The organism is Burkholderia sp. MS455, assembly GCF_016899445.1.
Classification (GTDB): Bacteria; Pseudomonadota; Gammaproteobacteria; order Burkholderiales; family Burkholderiaceae; genus Burkholderia; species Burkholderia pyrrocinia_C.
In genome coordinates this window covers 3,331,421-3,352,359 of record NZ_CP041779.1, presented here as the reverse complement: position 1 = coordinate 3,352,359, position 20,939 = coordinate 3,331,421, and the positions used below count along the sequence as shown (strand labels likewise).

At 66.4% G+C, this 20,939-nt stretch carries 21 protein-coding genes; 4 read left to right on the top strand and 17 right to left on the bottom strand.

Features of this window, described 5'->3' with window-relative positions; genetic code table 11:
- Positions 1-11 precede the first annotated feature (11 nt).
- From FPJ27_RS34560 to FPJ27_RS36690, 10 genes are all read right to left on the bottom strand, one after another.
- Positions 12-1,316 carry an FAD-binding oxidoreductase gene (locus FPJ27_RS34560; protein ID WP_204424869.1) on the bottom strand — a complete coding sequence of 435 codons (1,305 nt, stop codon included), beginning with the start codon at positions 1,314-1,316 and terminating at the stop codon, positions 12-14.
- A gap of 112 nt (positions 1,317-1,428) precedes the next feature.
- The gene (locus tag FPJ27_RS34555) at positions 1,429-3,003 is read right to left on the bottom strand and encodes a DUF3138 family protein (RefSeq protein WP_204424867.1); all 1,575 of its coding nucleotides are present in this window, start codon (positions 3,001-3,003) and stop codon (positions 1,429-1,431) included.
- A 101-nt stretch (positions 3,004-3,104) separates the two neighbouring features.
- The gene (locus tag FPJ27_RS34550; RefSeq protein ID WP_034179243.1) at positions 3,105-3,944 is read right to left on the bottom strand and encodes an ABC transporter permease subunit; all 840 of its coding nucleotides are present in this window, start codon (positions 3,942-3,944) and stop codon (positions 3,105-3,107) included.
- Entirely contained in the window at positions 3,941-4,927 is a 987-nt protein-coding gene (locus tag FPJ27_RS34545; RefSeq protein WP_204424865.1) for an ABC transporter permease subunit, read from the bottom strand. The genes FPJ27_RS34550 and FPJ27_RS34545 overlap by 4 nt, the downstream gene beginning before the upstream one ends.
- A 10-nt stretch (positions 4,928-4,937) precedes the next feature.
- On the bottom strand, positions 4,938-6,092 hold the full coding sequence (potA, locus tag FPJ27_RS34540) for a polyamine ABC transporter ATP-binding protein (protein ID WP_204424863.1): 1,155 nt from the start codon (positions 6,090-6,092) through the stop codon (positions 4,938-4,940).
- A 188-nt stretch (positions 6,093-6,280) separates the two neighbouring features.
- Positions 6,281-7,396, bottom strand: coding sequence for a polyamine ABC transporter substrate-binding protein (locus FPJ27_RS34535; protein ID WP_072437505.1), 1,116 nt, complete (start codon positions 7,394-7,396; stop codon positions 6,281-6,283).
- 61 nt (positions 7,397-7,457) lie between these two features.
- On the bottom strand, positions 7,458-8,891 hold the full coding sequence (locus FPJ27_RS34530) for an aspartate aminotransferase family protein (RefSeq protein WP_204424861.1): 1,434 nt from the start codon (positions 8,889-8,891) through the stop codon (positions 7,458-7,460).
- A 38-nt stretch (positions 8,892-8,929) separates the two neighbouring features.
- Positions 8,930-10,267 carry a glutamine synthetase family protein gene (locus FPJ27_RS34525; RefSeq protein ID WP_204424859.1) on the bottom strand — a complete coding sequence of 446 codons (1,338 nt, stop codon included), beginning with the start codon at positions 10,265-10,267 and terminating at the stop codon, positions 8,930-8,932.
- Positions 10,268-10,295: 28 nt separating this feature from the next.
- Complete coding sequence (locus tag FPJ27_RS34520) at positions 10,296-11,081, bottom strand: gamma-glutamyl-gamma-aminobutyrate hydrolase family protein (protein ID WP_204424856.1); 786 nt, start codon at positions 11,079-11,081, stop codon at positions 10,296-10,298.
- A gap of 283 nt (positions 11,082-11,364) precedes the next feature.
- Complete coding sequence (locus tag FPJ27_RS36690; protein WP_072437498.1) at positions 11,365-11,589, bottom strand: hypothetical protein; 225 nt, start codon at positions 11,587-11,589, stop codon at positions 11,365-11,367.
- 412 nt (positions 11,590-12,001) lie between these two features.
- Here FPJ27_RS36690 and FPJ27_RS34515 point away from each other — a divergent pair, with 412 nt between their 5' ends.
- The gene (locus FPJ27_RS34515; RefSeq protein WP_072437665.1) at positions 12,002-12,553 is read left to right on the top strand and encodes a cupin domain-containing protein; all 552 of its coding nucleotides are present in this window, start codon (positions 12,002-12,004) and stop codon (positions 12,551-12,553) included.
- Positions 12,554-12,637: 84 nt separating this feature from the next.
- Entirely contained in the window at positions 12,638-14,128 is a 1,491-nt protein-coding gene (locus FPJ27_RS34510; RefSeq protein ID WP_204424854.1) for an aldehyde dehydrogenase, read from the top strand.
- Positions 14,129-14,191: 63 nt separating this feature from the next.
- Here FPJ27_RS34510 and FPJ27_RS34505 read toward each other — a convergent pair whose 3' ends face one another.
- Entirely contained in the window at positions 14,192-14,392 is a 201-nt protein-coding gene (locus FPJ27_RS34505; RefSeq protein ID WP_047899211.1) for a heavy-metal-associated domain-containing protein, read from the bottom strand.
- 347 nt (positions 14,393-14,739) lie between these two features.
- Between FPJ27_RS34505 and FPJ27_RS34500 the strand changes: the two genes are divergently transcribed.
- Positions 14,740-15,072, top strand: coding sequence for a cupredoxin domain-containing protein (locus FPJ27_RS34500; RefSeq protein ID WP_204424852.1), 333 nt, complete (start codon positions 14,740-14,742; stop codon positions 15,070-15,072).
- A 12-nt stretch (positions 15,073-15,084) separates the two neighbouring features.
- Entirely contained in the window at positions 15,085-15,921 is an 837-nt protein-coding gene (locus tag FPJ27_RS34495) for an FTR1 family protein (protein ID WP_204424850.1), read from the top strand.
- 92 nt (positions 15,922-16,013) lie between these two features.
- Here FPJ27_RS34495 and FPJ27_RS34490 read toward each other — a convergent pair whose 3' ends face one another.
- The 6 genes from FPJ27_RS34490 to glmU all read right to left on the bottom strand — a co-directional run bounded on the left by FPJ27_RS34490 (position 16,014) and on the right by glmU (position 20,846).
- Positions 16,014-16,232, bottom strand: a complete 219-nt coding sequence (locus FPJ27_RS34490) for a hypothetical protein (protein ID WP_072437493.1) — start codon at positions 16,230-16,232, stop codon at positions 16,014-16,016.
- Positions 16,232-16,711: a hypothetical protein gene (locus tag FPJ27_RS34485; protein ID WP_204424846.1), complete on the bottom strand. Its 480-nt coding sequence runs from the start codon at positions 16,709-16,711 to the stop codon at positions 16,232-16,234. Before FPJ27_RS34485 ends, FPJ27_RS34490 begins: the two co-directional genes overlap by 1 nt.
- 92 nt (positions 16,712-16,803) lie before the next feature.
- A complete protein-coding gene (locus FPJ27_RS34480; RefSeq protein WP_034179231.1) occupies positions 16,804-17,124 on the bottom strand; it encodes a DNA-binding transcriptional regulator in 321 nt (106 codons plus the stop codon).
- Complete coding sequence (locus FPJ27_RS34475; RefSeq protein ID WP_204424844.1) at positions 17,117-17,482, bottom strand: type II toxin-antitoxin system RelE/ParE family toxin; 366 nt, start codon at positions 17,480-17,482, stop codon at positions 17,117-17,119. Before FPJ27_RS34475 ends, FPJ27_RS34480 begins: the two co-directional genes overlap by 8 nt.
- A gap of 130 nt (positions 17,483-17,612) precedes the next feature.
- A complete protein-coding gene (gene glmS / locus FPJ27_RS34470; protein ID WP_204424837.1) occupies positions 17,613-19,430 on the bottom strand; it encodes a glutamine--fructose-6-phosphate transaminase (isomerizing) in 1,818 nt (605 codons plus the stop codon).
- Between the two features lie 54 nt (positions 19,431-19,484).
- Positions 19,485-20,846 carry a bifunctional UDP-N-acetylglucosamine diphosphorylase/glucosamine-1-phosphate N-acetyltransferase GlmU gene (gene glmU / locus FPJ27_RS34465; protein ID WP_204424829.1) on the bottom strand — a complete coding sequence of 454 codons (1,362 nt, stop codon included), beginning with the start codon at positions 20,844-20,846 and terminating at the stop codon, positions 19,485-19,487.
- Between the last annotated feature and the right edge of the window lie 93 nt (positions 20,847-20,939).

Genomic DNA, 20,939 nt, shown 5'->3' with positions numbered 1-20,939 from the left:
AACGGAGAAAGTCAGAATAGCTCGCGCACGCGGTGGTACAGCATTCCGAGTTCGAGCGCGGGTTGCCGCCATGCGTCGCCGCCGGGGAAGCGCCGGTGGCGCATGCGCGCGAACAGGTCGAACGCGCGCGTGTCGCCCACGATCGCGCCGGCGACCGCGCGTCCGGCGATGCCGGTGAGCGCGACGCCGTGCCCGCTGAAACCCTGCACGTAGAAGAAATTCGGATCGAGCGCGCCGAAATCCGGCGCGCGGTTGCGCGTGACGTCGACGAAGCCGCCCCACGCGTGGTCGACGCGCACGTCGCCGAGTTGCGGAAACACGCCGACCATCCGTTGCCGGATCGTTTCGGCGAGCGTCGCGGGCGACGCGCCGGCCGAATTCGCGCGGCCGCCGAACAGCATCCGGTGGTCGGCCGACAGCCGGAAATAGTCGAGGAAGAAGTTGTTGTCGCACACGGCTTCGCGCCGCGCGATCAGTGCGTCGGCGCGTACCTGGCCGAGCGGCTCGGTCGCGATGATGTACGACGCGATCGGCGCGATGCGCGCGGCGGTCGCGGCCGGCAGCACGCCGCCGGGGCCCGCGTTGCAGCACGATACGACGTAGCGGCAGCGCACCTCGCCCGACGGCGTGCGCACGACGGGCCGCGCGCCGCGCACGATGTCGAGCGCGGGCGTGTGCGCATACAGCGCGACGCCTTCGCGGCGCGCGGCATCGGCGAGGCCCAGGCAATACTTGAGCGGATGCAGGTGGCCCGACAGCGGATCGTGCACGCCGGCCAGGTAGCGCGTCGACGCGATGCGCGCGCGGATCGCGCCGGTGTCGAGCCACGCGAGCGACGGATGGCCCCAGCGCGACGTTGCGGCATCCATCCACGCGCGCAGGTCGTCGATGCGGCGCGGCTTCGTCGCGACCGTCAGGTAGCCGCGCGTGAAGTCGCAGTCGATTCCGTAGCGTGCGATCCGCTCGGCGATCAGCGCGACGCCGTCCAGCGACAGCGACCACGCGGCGCGCGCGCCGTCGGCACCGAGCTGACGCTCGATCTCCTCGTCCTTCGCGAAGCCGGTGATCGCCTGGCCGCCGTTGCGGCCCGATGCGCCCCAGCCGGGCCGGTGCGCATCGATCACGGCGACCGACAGCCCGCGCGCGCGGCAGTCGAGCGCCGTCGACAGGCCCGCGAAGCCGGCGCCGATCACGCAGACGTCGACGTCGATTCCATCGTCGAGCGAAGGATCGTCGACCGCGGGCCGCGTGGCCGTCGCTTCGTAGTACGAGTCGCGCGCGAGCGCATCGGCGCGGCGGGTGAAAGACTGCGTCATCAAATCGACTCCCTCTTTACGGCTGGCATTCGATGCGCGACGCACCGCGATCCGGCCGGCAAAAACGGCGCGGGACGCCGTGCGCGCGGCACGGCGTCCCGCGTGTGCTGCGTCAGAACGAATAGATGAACTGCGTCGCGAGCAGGTCGTTGGACTTGCCGTACGAACCGTCGTTGCGCAGGAACACCTTGTTGTTCGCCCAGTCGTGCCGGTATTCGACCTTCACGGTGATCTGCTGGGTCGGATAGAACAGCAGGTCGAGCGCGACGTCCTGGCGCACGGCGCCCTTGCACTCGAAGCCCAGGCCGCCGCCGGCCTTCGACATCGCGAGGCAGTCCGCGTCGACGCCGAAGCCGTTGTTCGGATCCATCCCGTTGCCGTTCAGCGCGATGCCGCCGCCGCCACCGCCGTTCTTCGTATTGGCGAGCAGGTCGTAGCGCAGCGTCACGCCCATGCGGCCGACCACCGGCGCGTTGAACTTGCGGTGCGCGAGCAGCGACAGCCCGTACCACTGCGCGAGCCCGCCGTTGAACGCCGCATGCTGCTGCCGGCCGTAGTCGACTTCGGCGTTGTACTGGATATCGGCAAGCGTGTAGGTCGCGTCGAGTTCGCCGAAGAAGAACGAACCGTATGCGCTCGGCGCCGCACCGCCCGGGCCGTAATGGACGACGCCCTGGTCGTCGATCGCACTTGCCAGCGTCTGCCGCCCGATGTTGAACGACCCGCCGATATCGAGCGCGCTCGACCACGTGTAGTCCGCGCGCGCAGTGAAGGTCGGCACCTTGTTGCTGGTGCTGATCGGATCGCCGAGCGCGTTGGTGCCCGTCTGCGTGACCGAGCCGTACGTGCGGTACTGCTCGTTGCCGAGGAAGAACTTCCACGCCCAGTTGCCCTTCGTGTAGTTCGCGCCGACACCGACGTAGCTGCCCGGATCCGAGAAATCGTACAGCAGGTTGTGCGTGAGCGTGAGCATCTGGTTCGACTGCTGCACCTCGTAGCCGCCGAAGCTCGGGATCAGGCCGGCGACCAGCGTCGTCGTGGCGGTGATCGGCACGTTGATGACCGCCGTGTTCAGCAGGTTGTCGGTGATCGAGCCGCGCGAGTTCTGCAGCAGCGTGATGCCGTTGCCGCGGTTCGGCATCAGCGTGATCTCGGCCGACGGCGCCATCGGGCCGACGCCGAAGGTCTTCTTGATGTCGAGGTAGAGATCGCCGAACGTGCTGTTGAAGTAGTTGTACGCGTTCTCGTGGTTCGCGAACAGGAACGACGACGTGCCGGCCGCGCGGTTGTAGATGTAGGTCGGATCGATGTAGCCCGTCACCGACAGGCCGGCGAGCGGGCCCGTGCTGGCCGCGTCGGTCAGCGAGTCGACCTTCAGCTGCTGGTTCGCGATCTGCTGCTTCATTTCGCCGACCTCGTCGTTGGTCAGCGTGGCCTGCGCGCGGCCGTAGTCCGGCGAGCCCGGATCGACGGCCACCGCGACGGACTTGCCGGCGACGGCCGTGCCGGACGTAGCGACCACGGCGCCGCCCGGCTTCGCGGCGAGCTGCGCCTGCATGGCCTTCATCTGTTTCTGCAGCGCCGCGACCTGCGCCTGCAGCGCCTTGATCTCGGCGGATGTCGAGCCGGCCAGCGCGATGCCCGGCAACGCGCCGGCCACCAGCAGGCAGATCAGTTTCTTCTTCATTGCGGATTCTCCTTGTCGTGCGCCAGTCAAAGTGCGATCGGTTCGCGCGCCGCATGGCGCGGCGCGCGGGTCTTGTTATCGAGGAAAGGGAAAGGGGAGGCTCACGCCACCGCGAACGCCGCCTTCATGTCGGCCACGCGGCGCCGCTCGCGCGCGATCATCATCCGGTTCACGACGATCACGCCGATCGTCACGGCCGTGATGAACAGCGTCGCCAGCGCGTTCATCTCCGGGTTCAGCCCGAGCCGCACGCGCGAGAACACCACCAGCGGCAGCGTCGTCGAACCCGGCCCCGACAGGAACGCCGACAGCACCAGGTCGTCGATCGACAGCGTGAACGACAGCAGCCAGCCCGACAGCAGCGCCTGCGAGATCAGCGGCAGCGTCACCACGAAGAACACCTTCAGCGGCGTCGCACCCAGATCGAGCGCGGCCTCTTCCAGCGACTTGTTCATCTCCTTCACGCGCGACTGCACGATGATCGCCACGTACGACACGCACAGCATCACGTGGCCGATCCAGATCGTCACCATCCCGCGGCCCTTCGGCCAGCCGAACATCTGCTCCAGCGCAACGAACAGCAGCAGCAGCGAGATGCCCTGGATCACTTCCGGAATCACCAGCGGCGCGTTGATCATCCCCGTGTACAGCGTGAAGCCCCTGAAGCGGCCGAAGCGCGCGAGCACGAAACCCGCCCACGTGCCGATCACGACCGACGCGGTGGCCGTCAGCAGGCCGATCTTCAGCGACAGCCACGCGGCGCTCAGCAGCTCGTCGTCCTGCCACAGCGACGCGTACCACTTCAGCGAGAAGCCCGACCACACCGTCACCAGCTTCGACTCGTTGAACGAGTACACGACCAGGCTGATGATCGGGATGTACAGGAACAGGAAGCCGAAGGCGAGAACGCCCGTCGACAGCGGTTTGCTCGGCTTGATCATTTCGCTTCCTCCAGTTCCTTGACCTGGTAGTACTGGAACAGCGCCATCGGCACCAGCAGCAGCATCACCATCGCGACCGTCACCGCGGACGCCATCGGCCAGTCCATGTTGTTGAAGAATTCATCCCACATCACGCGGCCGATCATCAGCGTGTCGGCGCCGCCGAGCAGTTCCGGAATCACGTACTCGCCGACCGCCGGGATGAACACCAGCAGGCTGCCGGCGATGATCCCGTTCTTCGACAGCGGCAGCGTGATCCGCGTGAACGCGACCCACGGCTTGGCGCCGAGGTCGTACGCGGCTTCGAGCAGCGTCAGGTCCATCTTCACCAGGTGCGCGTACAGCGGCATCACCATGAACGGCAGGTACGAATAGACCATCCCGATGTAGACGCCCGCGTCGCTGTGGTACAGCCGCAGCGGCGAGTGGATGATGCCGAGCGCGATCAGCGTGTGGTTCAGCAGGCCGTCGTCCTTCAGGATGCCGATCCATGCGTACACGCGGATCAGGAACGACGTCCAGAACGGCAGCATCACGGCCATCATCAGCACGTTGCGCCGGTTCGGTTCCGCACGCGCGATGTAGTACGCCATCGGATAACCGATCAGCAGGCACAGCACCGTCGACACGGCGGCCATCTTCAGCGAGCTGAGGTAGGTCGCGATGTACAGGTCGTCCTGCAGCAGGAACGCGTAGTGCGACAGCTGCAGCGCGAAGTGCACGACGCCGTCCTTGAACTCGACGAGCGACGTGTACGGCGGGATGCCCATCACCTGGTCGGCGAAGCTGATCTTCAGCACCAGCACGAACGGCAGCGCGAAGAAGACCGCGAGCCACAGGAACGGCACGCCGATCGCGACGTTGCGGCCCGACGGCAGGAACCGCGACAGCGCGGCGAAACGGCCCGGGCGCGATCGGCCGGCGCCGGTGCTCGCAGCGCCGGTCGACACCGGCGCGGACGAAGTGGAAGCGGAGGTTCTCATCGTGTCGTCCTCATTGCGTCAGCACGACGCCGCTGGCCGGCGACCACGACACGAACACGTCGTCGTTCCAGGCCGGTGCCGCGTCGGTCAACAGGTGCGAGCTCGACAGGTTCGACACGACCGTCTTGCCGCTCGGCAGGCGCACGTGATACAGCGAGTACGCGCCCATGTACGCGATGTCGGTCACGACGCCGCGCGCCCAGTTGTGCTTCGAACCCGGCTTCTCGCGCGACACGTGCACGCGCTCCGGGCGCACCGAGATGCCGACCGGCATCCCGAGCGGGCCGGTGATGCCGTGGCTCACGTACATGCGCGCCTCGAGGTCGTCGCTCTCGACGAAGATATGGTCGGGCTCGTCCTCGACGACGCGGCCTTCGAACAGGTTGGTCGAGCCGATGAATTCGGCGGAGAAGCGGCTGTTCGGGAATTCGTAGACTTCGCCTGGCGCGCCGATCTGCACGATCTTGCCTTCGCTCATCACCGCGAGGCGGCTCGCCATCGTCATCGCCTCTTCCTGGTCGTGCGTGACCATCACGCAGGTCACGTCGACCTTCTCGATGATGTTCACGAGTTCGAGCTGGGTCTTCTGGCGGATCTTCTTGTCGAGCGCGGACATCGGCTCGTCGAGCAGCAGCAGCTTCGGGCGCTTGACCAGCGAGCGCGCCAGCGCGACGCGCTGCTGCTGGCCGCCGGACAGCTGGTGCGGCTTGCGCTTCGCGTACTTGCTCATCTGCACGAGCGCGAGCGCGTCGGCCACGCGCTCCTTGATCTCATTCTTCGGCGTGCCTTCCTGCTTCAGGCCGAACGCGACGTTCGATTCGACCGTCATGTGCGGGAACAGCGCATACGACTGGAACATCATGTTCACCGGGCGGCGGTACGGCGGCAGCGACGCGAGGTCTTCGCCGTCGACGAAGATCTTGCCGGAGGTCGCCGTTTCGAGCCCGGCGAGCATGCGCAGCAGCGTGGACTTGCCGCAGCCCGAGCTGCCGAGCAGCGCGAACAGCTCGTTCTTCGCGATCGTCAGGTTCACGTTGTCGACGGCCGTGCTGTCGCCGAATTTCTTCACGACGTTTTCGATGCGCACGAACGCGTCGTTTTGCGTACGGGCCGCGGCGGCCGGTTGGGTCTGTCGTGCAGCAGCGGAAGAGGGTATCGATTGCATGGGAGTCACCATTCGTTCTTCACGGATTGCAGGCGTGAGCGTCCCCGCACGAGGCGCGCAACGCGACTCGCGGACAACGGCTCGTGCCGGATGGAACAGTGCGCGCGGTGCGCGCGGGCGGACGGAGGTCCGCGAATCTCAGGTGCGCAGGCGTGGAGCGATGCCTGCGCCGCCGTGATGCATGGCGATCAGTGGCCGGTTTTCAGCTGCGCCCACAGACGGTTCTCGAGGCGCAGGATGTCGGCCGGCATCGGCTTCATCAGCACCATCTTCTTCAGCACGTCTTCGGGCGGGTAGACGGTCGGGTCCTGCGCGACGGCCGGCGTGACGAACTGGTGCGCGGCCTTGTTCGCGGTCGGGTAGAACACCGTGTTGGTGATCGCCGCGTTGACCTTCGCGTCGGAGACGTAGTTGATCCACTTCAGCGCGGCCTCGGGGTGCGGCGCATCCTTCGGGATCACCATCACGTCGAACCACAGCAGGCCGCCTTCCTTCGGGTTCGAGAACTTGATGTCGTACGAGCGCTTCGCTTCCGACGAGCGGCGGTGCGCGATGCCGACGTCGCCCGACCAGCCGAGCGCGACGCACACGTCGTTGTTCGCGAGGTCGTTGATGTAGCCGGACGAGTTGAACTGGGTGATGTACGGGCGGACTTTCTTCAGGACTTCGAATGCAGCCTGGTAGTCGCCGGGGTTTTTGCTGTTCGGATCCTTGCCCATGTACTGCAGCGTGGCGGCGAACACGTCGACGGCCTGGTCGAGGAACGACACGCCGCAGCCCTTCAGCTTCGCCATGTTGGCCGGATCGAACACCAGTGCCCAGCTGTCGACGGGCGCGTTGTCGCCGAGCGCTTTCTTCACTGCCTGCACGTTGTAGCCGATGCCGTCCGTGCCGTAGGCCCAGGGGACGCCGTACTGGTTGCCCGGATCGGCATCCGAGATCATTTTCATCAGCAGCGGGTCGAGGTTCGCGAGGTTCGGGATCTTCGACTTGTCGAGCTTCTGGTACACGCCGGCCTGGATCTGCTTGGCCATGTAGTTCGACGTCGGCACGACGATGTCGTAGCCCGAACTGCCGGCAAGCAGCTTCGCCTGGAGCGTATCGTCGCTGTCGTAGTTGTCGTACTTGACGTGGATGCCCGTCTGCTTCTGGAAGTTCGGGATCGTGTCCGGTGCGATGTAGTCGGACCAGTTGTAGACATTCAGCTCGTCGGCGTGCGCCGACGGGCTGGCGACCGACGTGAACGCTGCCGCGGCGGCGAGGGCGGCAACAGAGCAGGCTTGGCGAAGAAAGCAGGCACGCATGGTGGAGTTCCCCTGGTTATGGCAGCGTGCGGCGACCGCCGCACGCCTGTAGGCAAGGCCGTTACGAAATACCCAGTTGCTGGGCGGTTGCATCGACGGCCTTCTTCGCCTTCGACACGAGTTCATCGATTTCCTGACGCGAGATCACGAGCGGAGGCGACAGCAGCATCCGGTCGCCGGTCGCACGCATGATCAGGTTGCCGTTGAAGCAGAAGTCGCGGCAGATCGTGCCGACGTCGCCGCCGTTCGCGAAGCGGCGGCGTTCGGCCGGCGCTTCGGCGAGCTGCAGGCTCGCGACGAGGCCGTGGCCATGCACTTCGCCGACGATCGGGTGGCGCGCGAAGGTTTCGCGCATCAGCGCCTGGAAGTACGGGCCCGTGTCGCTCTTCACGCGCTCGACGATCCCTCCGTCGCGCAGCAGCTTCAGGTTCGCGACCGCGACGGCCGCGGCGACCGGGTGGCCCGAGTACGTGAGGCCGTGGTTGAATTCGCCGTTGTCGATGATCGGGCGTGCAACCCGCTCGTGAATCCCGACCGCGCCCATCGGCACATAACCCGACGTGAGGCCCTTCGCCATCGTGATCAGGTCCGGCTCGAAGCCGAAGTGCTGGTGTGCGAACCATTCGCCGGTGCGGCCGAAGCCGCCGATCACTTCGTCGGCGACCAGCAGGATGTCGTACTTGCGGCAGATCCGCTGGATTTCCGGCCAGTACGTCGACGGCGGGAAGATCACGCCGCCCGCGCCCTGGAACGGCTCGCCGATGAACGCCGCGACGTTCTCCGCGCCGAGTTCGAGAATCTTCGCTTCGAGCTGCTGCGCGCGCGCGAGGCCGAACGCTTCGGGCGTTTCGCCCGGCTGCGCTTCGCCGAAGAAATATGGCTGATCGATATGCACGATGTGCTCGACCTTCGACGGCATCTGCTCGTGCATGTAGCCCATCCCGCCGAGCGTGCCGCCCGCGATCGTCGAGCCGTGGTAGCCGTTCTTGCGCGAGATCACGTATTTCTTCTGCGGCTTGCCCTGCACGCGCCAGTATTGGTGCACGAGGCGCAGCACGGTGTCGTTGCCTTCCGAGCCGCTGTTGCAATAGAAGAAGTGGTTGAAGCCGGCGGGCGTCACTTCCGCGAGCATCGCGGAAAGCTCGATCACCGGCGGGTGCGTCGTCTTGAAGAAGGTGTTGTAGAACGGCAGTTCCTGCAGCTGGCGATACGCGGCATCGGCGAGTTCCTTGCGGCCGTAGCCGACGTTCACGCACCAGAGGCCGGCCATCCCGTCGATGATCTTGTTGCCGTCCGAGTCCCACAGGTAGACGCCGTCGGCCTTCACGATCACGCGGCTGCCCGCGCGGTTCAGCGCGCCCATGTCCGAGAACGGGTGGATGTGGTGCGCGGCGTCGAGCGCGCGGTATTCGGCGGTCGAGCGTGCCTGCGTCGCGCGCGGCGCGGCGGCCGGCGCGGCCGGCTGGATCCAGGCAGATTCGTTGCGGTAAGTCATGTTTCCTCCGTGATTCCGTATGGCGGTTGTGCGCGCGCTTAGACGTGCAGCAGCAGGTGGCGGCGTTCCCACGAGCTGATCACGCGGAAGAACGCTTCATATTCGGTTTCCTTCAGCGCGAAATACGCCTTCAGGAACTTTTGGCCGAGGATTTCGCCGAGCGGCTCGCACGCGGCCATCAGCGTCAGCCCTTCCTCGAGGTTGCGCGGCAGCTGGTACGGCAGGTCGTAGCCGTCGCTGACGAGCGGCTCGGTCGGCTCCAGGCGCTGCGTCATGCCGAGGTAGCCGGCCGCGAGCGTCGCGGCGAGCGCGAGGTACGGGTTGCAGTCGACGCCCGGAATGCGGTTCTCGATGCGGCGCGCCGACGGGCCCGAGTGCGGGATGCGGAAGCCGACCGTGCGGTTGTCGTAGCCCCACTGCACGTTGATCGGCGCGGCCATGAAGCGCGACAGGCGGCGATACGAGTTGATGTACGGCGCGAAGATCGGCATCAGCGCCGGCGTGTACTTCTGCAGCCCCGCGAGGTAGTTGTAGAACATCGACGTCGCGCCGCCGGTTTCCTGCGACGTGAACAGGTTCTGGCCCGTTTCCTCGTCGACGATGCTCTGGTGCACGTGCATCGCCGAACCCGGCTCGTTCTCCATCGGTTTGGCCATGAACGTCGCGTACATGTTGTGACGCAGCGCGGCCTCGCGCACCGTGCGCTTGAACAGGAACACCTGGTCGGCCAGCGACAGCGCGTCGCCGTGCATGAAGTTGATCTCCATCTGCGCGGCGCCGACTTCGTGGATCAGCGTGTCGATGTCGAGGTTCTGTGCTTCGCAGTACTCGTAGATGTCCTCGAACAGCGGATCGAACTCGTTGACGGCCTCGATCGAATACGACTGGCGGCCCGTTTCGGGGCGTCCCGTGCGGCCGACCGGGGGGCGCAGCGGCAGGTCGGGGTCCTTGTTCATGTCGACCAGATAGAACTCGAGCTCCGGTGCGACGACGGGCTTCCAGCCCTTCGCCTTGTACAGCTCGAGCACGCGGCGCAGCACGTAGCGCGGCGAGATCTCGACCGGCGAGCCGTCGAAATGCACGCAGTCGTGGATCACCTGCGCGGTCGGGTCGACGGCCCACGGGATCAGGCGGATCGTCGACTCGTCGGGCACGCACACCATGTCGGGATCGGTCACGCCGGTCAGCGAGCCGTCTTCCGGATAGTCGCCGGTGACGGTCTGCACCATCACGGCCTGCGGCAGCCGCATCGACTCGCCGGACGTGAACTTGTTGCGCGGCGTGATCTTGCCGCGCGCGATGCCGGCCATGTCGGGAATGATCGCCTCGACTTCGGTGATCCGGTGTTGCTTCAGAAAACTTTCGATGTCTTGCATGTCTGTTCTCGTAAGTGGGTCGGCGCGCTCAGGCGAGCGCGGCGGCGGCCGTGGCGCGCGTGCGGGCAGTGCGGCGGGCGCGGCAGGCGTCGCCGAAGGCGCGGAAGATCGCGCTCGACAGCGGATCCTGCGCATGCCGCCATTCCGGGTGCCATTGCACGGCAAGTGCGAAAGCCGGGGCATCGACGACGCTGACGGCCTCGATCAGGCCGTCCGGTGCGACCGCCTCGACGGCGAGGCCGGAGCCGAGCTGCGCGATGCCCTGCTGGTGCAGCGAGTTCACGCGCACTTCATCGCGGCCGCCGGCGAGCGCGTGCAGCTTGCCGCCGGGCGTCAGGTGCACGACGTGTGCGGGGCCGTATTGCGTGTCCATCGGCGCGGCGTTGTCCTCGCGGTGATCGGCGAGGCCCGGCACGTCGTGCACGCGCTGGTGCAGCGTGCCGCCGTAGACGACGTTCAGCTCCTGGAAGCCGCGGCAGACGGCGAGCACCGGCACGCCCGCGGCGATCGCCGCACGCAGCAGCGGCAGCGTCGTCGCGTCGCGTGCCGGGTCGTGCTTCGTGCCGGGTGCGCTCGGCTCGCCGCCGTACAGGTGCGGCTCGACGTTCGAGTAGCTGCCGGTAAACAGCAGGCCGTCGACCGTGTCGAGGATGTCGTCAGCCGACTGGCGCTCGCCGAGCGCGGGCAGCACCATCGCGAGCGCCTGCGCGCCGTCGACGATCGCGGCGACGTATTTGTCGCCGACCGTATGCGACGCGTGTGCGCCGATTTGCGTGTGGTCGGCGGTGATGCCGACGAGGGGTTTCCTTTCCATGACGTCAATCAGTAATCCGTAGGGCTGTGGCGTGCGTCGGGTCGGATATTGCAAAACGCAGGCGCGACACGGCCCCGCAGCCTGGCGCAGAGCGCAAGGCCGCTGGTGAATGGGCGCAGCGGGATGACGTGGCGATCCGCGCTGCGCGCGACGATCAGGCCGTCGTTCGTTGGGTTGCGATACGCGACGCGGCAACGAATGCGCGAACGCGTTCCGTCACCGCATGGACGATGCGGTTGGCGAATCGGCAGACAAAACGAACGACGTAAAGAAAGGAGAGGCGCTACGGCAGCAGCGACGCCACTTCGTCGGTATCGACGGCGACGAATGCGCGTGCGGAAACGGCGTTGTGGCGCCGAACGGAACGACGGGACAGGATGGTGTAGATCGACAGATGCTGCAGGCGAGGACTATGCCAGCCGCAACTGCCATCGGAAGGGGACGCCGCGCTGCGCGAACTTCGCGCCACGCTTCGATCCCACCTCACCAGAGGGCCACGGACTCTCACGATTACACTCGACTGGGTTGTTGAAAGTATTGAACACCTGACCGTTTCGACGCGCTGGGCGTTTAAAATAATCAAGGCGCCGGTTACACGTCATTTACATTGATGGGCATCAATTTTTGCGTTGCAATAACGCGTTTTGCTGCCTGTGAAAGCCAAATGACGCTGACCTGAGAGCCAGCATATACGAGCCAAAAACGGCGTCAAATGTTTTTTAACGGTCCTGTATCAGGGCTTTCCCGAGCAGTGAAAACAAAGATTCGCAAAAGGAATAATCGGGGCGGTGTTCATTATTTCGAACGCCTTTCAGGGTTTTCCCGGCTGATGCACGGCATAAAGTGATTAGAATATTCAACGGCTGTCCACTGCGTCGTTTCACTTTGTCATCGCACTTATCGTGTCCGAAACCGAATCGATGTCCACCGAAGTCGCCGAGCGCCTGCGTTTCGTGCGCAACAAGCATGGCCTGTCGCAGCGCGAACTCGCGAAGCGCGCCGGCGTGACCAACGGCACGATCTCGCTGATCGAACAGGGCCGTGTGAGCCCGTCGGTCGGCTCGCTGAAGAAGCTGCTCGAATGCATCCCGATGAGTCTCGCGGAGTTCTTTACGTTCGAGCTCGTCGAATCGCGCACGGTCGTATCGCGTCGCGCCGAGATGCCGAACCTCGGCAACGACACGCTCGCGTTTCATCTGGTCGGCGCGAGCGTGAAGGACCGCAACATGTGCATCCTGCGCGAGATCTACCAGCCGCACGCCGATACGGGGCCCGAGATGCTCGTGCACGCTGGGCACGAGGGCGGCGTCGTCGTATCGGGTCGGCTCGAGCTGACCGTCGACGGCGCGACGTGGCTGCTCGACCCCGGAGACGGCTACTACTTCGAAAGCCGTTTGCCGCACCGTTTTCGCAATCCCAGCGCGGAACAGATCTGCGAGGTCGTGTCGGCCAATTCGCCGGCAACCTTCTGACCGCGCGTCACCGCATTCGCGGCCGGCCGCACATGATGCGCGCGGCGCGTCGCACCGCGAATGCCACAACATTGAGGCATCCTGATGAACAAGTTGACTTTGGCTGACTGGCAGGACAAGGCGGCGTCGCTCGAGATCGAAGGGCGCGCATTCATCGACGGCGCGTCGCGCGACGCGCAGGGCGGCAAGACGTTCGACTGCGTGAGCCCGATCGACGGCCGCGTGCTGGCGAAGGTCGCCGATTGCGGCGAAGCCGACGTGAACGCGGCGGTCGCGGCCGCGCGCCGCGCGTTCGACGCGGGCGTATGGGCCGGCCTGAACCCGCGTGCGCGCAAGGCCGTGCTGCTGCGCTGGGCCGCGCTGATGCACGAGCATCTCGACGAACTGTCGCTGCTCGAGACGCTCGACGCGGGCAAGCCGATCGGCGACACGACGACGGTCGACGTGCCGGGCGCCGCGTATTGCGTCGAATGGTTTGCGGAAGCGATCGACAAGGTCGGCGGCGAAGTCGCGCCGGCCGATCATCATCTCGTCGGTCTCGTCACGCGCGAGCCGGTCGGCGTGGTGGCGGCCGTCGTGCCGTGGAACTTCCCGATCCTGATGGCCGCATGGAAGTTCGGCCCCGCGCTCGCGGCCGGCAACAGCGTCGTGCTGAAGCCGTCGGAGAAGTCGCCGCTGACCGCGATTCGCGTCGCACAGCTCGCGTACGAAGCCGGCATCCCGGCCGGCGTGTTCAACGTCGTGCCGGGCGCGGGCGAACCCGGCAAGCTGCTCGCGTTGCATCGCGACGTCGACTGCATCGCATTCACCGGCTCGACGGCGGTCGGCAAGCTGATCATGCAGTACGCCGCGCAGTCGAATTTGAAGCGCGCATGGCTCGAACTCGGCGGCAAGTCGCCGAACATCGTGCTGCCCGATTGTCCCGATCTCGACCGCGCCGCGCAGGCGGCGGCCGGCGCGATCTTCTACAACATGGGCGAGATGTGCACGGCCGGCTCGCGGCTGCTCGTGCATCGCGACATCAAGGACGTATTCATCGAGAAGCTCGTGGCGGCCGCGCGCGCGTACGTGCCCGGCAACCCGCTCGATCCGTCGGTGTCGATGGGCGCGATCGTCGACGGCATCCAGCTCGAGCGCGTGCTCGGTTATATCGAGGCCGGGCGCAGCGAAGGCAGGCTCGTCACGGGCGGTGCGCGCGTGAAGGAGGAGACGGGCGGCTTCTACGTCGAGCCGACGGTGTTCGAGGTGAAACCCGATGCGAAGATCGCGCGCGAGGAGATCTTCGGGCCCGTGCTGTCGGTGATCGTGTTCGACGACGTCGACGAGGCCGTGCGGATCGCTAACGACACCGAATACGGGCTGGCCGCGGCCGTATGGACGTCGAACCTGACGACCGCGCACGACGTGTCGCGCCGGCTGCGCGCGGGCACGGTGTGGGTGAACTGCTACGACGAGGGCGGCGACATGAACTTCCCGTTCGGCGGCTACAAGCAGTCGGGCAACGGCCGCGACAAGTCGCTGCATGCGCTCGAGAAGTACACCGAGCTGAAGTCGACGCTGATCCGGCTGCGCTGACGCGATGCCGCGGGCGCAGCGCCGCGAGGCGGTGCGCCCGCGGCCCGCAGCCAGAAGTCCGCGTTATGCGGTGCGCAGCGCGGGGTGGAAGCCGGCGGCTTCGATGATCGACTGCACGCGCTCGGCGCCTTGCGCCGATTCGACCTTGACGATCTTCGTCGCGACGTCGATATCGAGCTTCGCGGCGGGATCGGCGGCCGTCACCGCGCGCGTGATTGCATTGGCGCAGCCGCCGCAGGTCATGTCCTGGACTTCGAATTCCATCGTGTTCTCCTGAGTTGACGATTGACGAGCAGGGTCAGCATGAAGCTTGCCATGGTGGGAAGGTCAAGCGCATTCATGCAGCCCGATGCATGCGTTGTCGCCCGGCGCGGCGAAATGATTCGTCAGGGTGAGGTCAGACAAATAGGAGGACAGTCGCATGTGTCAGTCGGAATCTTTCCCGATTGACGCCGGTGCGCGGTCGCCACCATGCGATGAGCGCCTTGCCTGGCAACGCGCGGCACGCACTTGTGAAGCGCTATCTCCATAACGGAAGTAAGGGTACGCGATATGGAAATGCGAATCGATCTTACTATCAATGTCCTTCGATATTTCATTTCATTACGTACATGAACCGTTTCGCACTGGGTTTCGCCGCTGTCCTGCTGGCCGCGTCGGCCGCCACCGCATTCGCCGCCGACGACGTCGTCAACCTGACGCTGAAGGACCACAAGTTTTCGCCCGATGGCGTGACGATTCCGGCCGGCAAGAAAGTGAAGTTCGTCGTGAAGAACCTCGATGCGACGCCCGCGGAATTCGAGAGCGACGACTTCAAGGCCGAGAAGGTCATTCCCGCCGGCAAGTCGGCCGAGATCCTGGTCGGGCCGCTGAAGGCCGGCACTTACGAGTTTCACGACGAGTATCACGAAGCGCAGTCGAAGACCCACCTGACCGTCAAGTAAGCGAATCCCGCCATGCTGTCTACCGCGCTGATTGTCTTTCGTGAAGTGCTCGAGGCCGCGCTGGTGGTCTCGATCGTGATGGCCGCCACGAAGGGCGTGCCGCGGCGCGGCTGGTGGGTCGGCGGCGGGCTCGTCGGCGGCGTGGTCGGCGCGGGCCTGATCGCGGCGTTCGCCGACGTGATCTCGCAGTGGGCGTCCGGCATGGGGCAGGAGGTATTCAACGCGGGCGTGATGTTCGTCGCGACGCTGATGCTGGCCTGGCACTGCATCTGGATGAGCCGGCACGGCCGCGAGATGGCGCTGCACATGGGCGAAGTCGGACGGGCCGTCGCGGCCGGCAGCCGGCCGCTGACGGGGCTGGCGATCGTGGTCGGCGTCGCGGTGCTGCGCGAAGGCTCCGAGGCCGTGCTGTTCCTGTACGGCATCGCCGCGGGCGATCCGGGGCAGACGCCGCAGATGGTCGTCGGCGGGCTGCTCGGCGTGCTCGGCGGAGCCGGGCTCGGTTATGCGATGTATGCGGGTCTGCTGCAGATTCCGCTGAAGCGCCTGTTCTCCGTCACCAACGGGCTGATCGTGCTGCTGGCGGCCGGGATGGCGAGCCAGTGCGTCGGTTTCCTGCTGGCGGCTGGCCTCGTGCCGTCGTGGGGCGATGCGATCTGGGACACGTCGTGGCTGCTGAAGGAGTCGAGCATCGTCGGCAAGGCGCTGCATACGCTGATCGGCTATACCGCGCGTCCGGCGGGCATCCAGATCGCCGCGTACGTCGCGACGCTGGCGGCGATCGTCGTGCTGACGCGGCTCGTCGGTCGTCCGCAGGCGACGATGAGGCCGCCACGGCATGCCGCGTGAGTTTTCCCGGGTTCGAACGAAAGAAGGGGCGTCCATGACGCCCCTTCTTTCGTTTGCGGCTCGCGGTCAGCCCGAGGTCGGCCGCGCGCCGGTCAGCGGTGGCTGTCGATCCACGCGCGGGCCCATTCGAGCCCGGCCTCGCGCGCGTCGTCCTCGGTGTCGAATACGCCGAGCACGCCGGACGCTTCGACGAGCTTGTTGTTCTGCGTGATCGTGCCGCTCGCCGCGAAGCGTTCGGGCTGCAGGATCTCGTCCTGCTGCAGGATCGCGTGGCCCCAGATCTGGTAGCCGAGGTAGTTTTGCGCTTCCATTATCGAGTCACCTCCGCGGAGCGGTTGTGCGTGCCGACCCGCAGCACGTTGCCGTCCGGCGTGTATTGCCGCGGGATGTCGGAGAAGTTGAGCGCGTGCGTCTCGTCGGGGTCGGCGGGCTGCATCACCGTGAGACGGCCCGGCGCGGGCTGCGCGACGGGGCGCGGTGCGACCGGCGCCTCGGCCGCGGCGGGCGGGCGAGGCGAGCCGGCTTTCACGGTTTGCGTGACACGACGCTTGTGCGGTTTCGCAGCGGCTTTCGGCGTTGCGCTCGCGTGCTTCTCGGCGCTCTTGCCGGCGCGTGCATCGGCGCCCGCGTGCGCGGCCGGCGTATGGGCGTCCGGCGTACGGCCTTCCGGCGTACGGGCCGCCGGCCGTCGCGCCTCGGGCGGGTTCCAGACCTCGACGTAGTGCTCGGCGGCCCAGCTCGTCGACGCGAACGTCAGCGCCAGCAATCCGCATCCAAACAGTCTTACCATTGTCTCTCCGTCATATTCGTTGCGGCTCGCGTCGCGGTGTCCGGTGCGGACCGCGTTCGGTCGGCCGCTTATGCGCATTCGGGGAAGTCGGCTCAGGAGAACACCTCGAGCCCGTGTTTCTCGACGATCTGGAGCATCCGCGCGGCGATGCCGCTCGGCCGTTTGTCGCCCTGTTCCCATTGGCGGATCGTCGACGTCGTCGTATTCAGGTAGAGCGCGAATACGCTCTGGCTGACGTTGACGGATTTGCGGATGCGGGCGATCGCTTGCGGATCGAACTGCGGGGCGGCTTCGATGCAGAGATCGTCGTATTCGCGCATCGTTTTCTTGTCGATCAGGTTTGCGCGATAGAGGCCCGACGCGGCGCTGTGGATCGCCTCCGTTGCGTCGCTCTTGAATCGACTCTTAGCCATTGCAAATCTCCACAAGCTCTTTCAGTGCGATCAGCGTCGCGATATCGGCGTCGGTGCGGCGCCCGACATCCGCGGCGAGCTTTCTGAAGGCGCGCAGTTCGCGTTCGTCGATGTTGCCCCTGTCGCGTTTTGCGAACAGGAACACGAAAACCCACGCCTGCCCGACCTTGCTCAGCACGATCCCGCGGTGCCGATTCCCGTCCAGGCGCTTTTTCCAGACGTTGCCGCCGAGCTCGACGCCCTGGCCGCGCGCCAGTTCCCGCGCGGCGCGGCAGAGTTCGGCATCGGCGATTCCTGCCTTTCTGGCTGCCTTGTGAAACCACTTCGTCTTGAAGACGCGTCGTATGGAAGCAGGCATGTCGGGCCGGTCGAGTTAGCACAGGATTATATACCACTACGTGGTACATATTTCGACCTGGCCGAATGGCCTGCTTCTCACCGATACGCAGCCGGGACGGCCCGGCGAGGGCCATCCCGGTCGTCCTGCCTTACTCCACCGTCACCGATTTCGCGAGGTTCCGCGGCTTGTCGACGTCGGTGCCGCGCGCACACGCGGTGTGATACGCGAGCAGTTGCAGCGGCACGACGTGCAGGATCGGCGACAGTTGCCCGTAGTGCTCCGGCATCCGGATCACGTGCAGGCCGTCGTCGTTGACGATCTGCGTATCGGCATCGGCGAATACGTACAGCTCGCCGCCGCGCGCCCGCACTTCCTGCATGTTCGACTTCAGCTTCTCGAGCAGCGTGTCGTTCGGCGCGACCGTGACGACCGGCATCGCTTCGGTGACGAGCGCGAGCGGCCCGTGCTTCAGTTCGCCGGCCGGATAGGCCTCGGCGTGGATGTACGAGATTTCCTTCAGCTTCAGCGCGCCTTCGAGCGCGATCGGGTAGTGCAGCCCGCGGCCGAGGAACAGCGCGTTTTCCTTGCGCGCGAATTCCTCCGACCACGCGATGATCTGCGGTTCGAGCGCGAGCACGCTGTTCAGCGCGGCCGGCAGGTGGCGCAACTGCTTCAGGAATTCGGCTTCCTGCGCGGCGTCGACGTGCCCGCGCAGCTTGCCGAGCGTCGCGGCCAGCACGAACAGCGCGACGAGCTGCGTGGTGAACGCCTTGGTCGACGCGACGCCGATCTCGGTGCCCGCGTGCGTCAGGAACTGCATTTCGGTCAGGCGCACCATCGCGCTCGTCGCGACGTTGCAGACCGCGAGCGTATGCGTGTGGCCGAGCGACTGCGCGTGCTTGAGCGCCGCGAGCGTATCGGCCGTCTCGCCCGACTGCGAGATCACCAGCACGAGCTGGCGCGGGTTCGGCACCGACTCGCGGTACCGGTATTCGCTCGCGATCTCGACCTGGGTCGGGATTTTCGCGATCGATTCGAGCCAGTACTTCGCGGTGAGGCCCGAGTAGTAGCTCGTGCCGCACGCGAGGATCAGCAGGCTGTCGATGTCCGCGAACGCGGCGGGCGCGGCGTCGCCGAACAGCGTCGCGTCGAACGCGTCGGTCTGCGGCACGGTATCGCCGATCGCGCGCGGCTGCTCGAAGATTTCCTTCTGCATGAAGTGGCGATAGGGCCCAAGCTCGACCGCGCCGCCGTATGCGCTGACCACGCGGATGTCGCGCTGCACGGTGGCGCCGTGGCGGTCGACGATCTTCACGCCGTCGAGCGACAGCTCGCACACGTCGCCTTCCTCGAGGAACGTGAAGCGGTCGGTGCTGCCCGCGAGCGCGAGCGCATCGGACGCGAGGAAGTTCTCGCCGTCGCCGTGGCCGACGACGAGCGGCGAACCCTGGCGCGCGCCGACGACGGTGTGCGGCTGGTCCTTGTGGATCACGGCGATCGCATACGCGCCGTGCAGCTGCTGCACGGCTTCGTGCACCGCGTCGAACAGGTTGCCGCGGTACAGGCTGTGCACGAGGTGCGCGATCACTTCGGTGTCGGTCTGCGACACGAATTCGTAGCCCTTCGCGCGCAGCGCTTCGCGCAGCGGCTCGAAGTTCTCGATGATGCCGTTGTGGACGAGCGCGAGCGCGTCCGACGAGAAGATCGGGTGCGCGTTGTGCGTGACGGGCGCGCCGTGCGTCGCCCAGCGCGTGTGCGCGACGCCGGTCGTGCCTTCGAGGTGCGATTCGCGCACCTGCGCGTCGAGATCGGCGACGCGCGCGACGCTGCGCGCGCGCTTCGGTGCGCCCGGCTCGAGCACGGCGACGCCGCACGAGTCGTAGCCACGGTATTCGAGGCGCCGCAATCCTTCGATCAGCACCGGAACGATATTACGCTGCGCAACTGCGCCGACAATGCCGCACATGAATGGTCAATCCTGTAGGTCGACGCGGGCGCCGCCGGGGCGCCCGCAAAGGGTTCAGCTTTTCTTCTTGACCGGGCGGACGTAGCCGCTCTTCGTCGTCTGGGTCTTCTCGTTCAATGCGAGCAGGCCGTCGGCAACGTCCTTCCAGATCGTCGTGCCGGCGGCGATCGTCACGCCGCGGCCGACGCGCACGGGCGCGACGAGCTGCGTGTCGGAGCCGACGAACACGTCGTCCTCGATCACGGTGCGGAACTTGTTCGCGCCGTCGTAGTTGCAGGTGATCGTGCCCGCGCCGATGTTCACGCGCGCGCCGATGTCGGCGTCGCCGATGTACGTGAGGTGGTTCGCCTTCGAGCCGTGGCCGATCACCGCGTTCTTCACCTCGACGAAGTTGCCGACGTGCGCTTCGTCCGCGAGCTGTGCGCCGGGGCGCAGCCGCGCGTACGGGCCGATCACGGTGTTCGCGCCGAGCTCGGCGCCGTCGATGTGCGAGAACGCGTCGATGCGCGTGCCGGCGCCGACCGACGCGTTGCGGATCACGCAGTTCGCGCCGATCGTCACGTTGTCGGCGAGCGTCACGTTGCCTTCGAACACGCAGTTCACGTCGATCGACACGTCGCGGCCGCAGCGCAGCGTGCCGCGCACGTCGACGCGCGCCGGATCGGCGAGCGTGACGCCGTCGACGAGCAGCGCTTGCGCGACATTGCGCTGGTGGATGCGCTCGAGTTCGGCGAGCTGCGCCTTGCTGTTCACGCCGAGCGTTTCCCATTCGTCGTCGGGCTGCGCCGTGACGACCTCGAAGCCGGCCTCGATCGCGAGCTCGACGACGTCGGTCAGGTAGTACTCGCCCTGGGCGTTTTCGTTCTTCAACGCGCCGAGCCACATCGACAGCTGGGCCGTGGGCGTGACGATGATGCCGGTGTTGATCTCGGCGATCTTCAGCTGTTCCGGCGACGCGTCCTTCTGCTCGACGATGCGCGTGACGAAGCCTGCCGCGTCGCGCACGATGCGGCCATAGCCGGTCGGATCGTCGAGCGTGACGGTCAGAATTCCGTAGCGGCCGTCGCGCGCGGCGTCGACGAGATGTCGCAGCGTCGACGCGCGGGTGAGCGGCACGTCGCCGTACAGCACGAGCGTCGGTTGCGCGGGATCGAGCAGCGGCAGCGCCTGGCGCACCGCGTGGCCGGTGCCGAGCTGCTCGGCCTGTACCGCGAACTGGACGTCGGGCGCGGCGACGGCAGCCTGGACCCGCTCGGCGCCGTGACCGACGACGACGACGAGCCGGGACGGCTGCAGCGTGCGCGCGGTGTCGATGACGTGGGAGAGGAGCGGCCTGCCGGCCAGGGGGTGAAGCACTTTCGGCAGCGCGGAACGCATGCGCTTGCCGGTGCCTGCCGCCAAAATCACGATATTCATGGCGCCAGCTTGTCAGAGGAGTTCGAAGCCGTCCATTTTAGCATGCGGCCCCCGCCGTTCCGGGCCCGCCGCGCGGGCCCGGCGGCGCCGGAA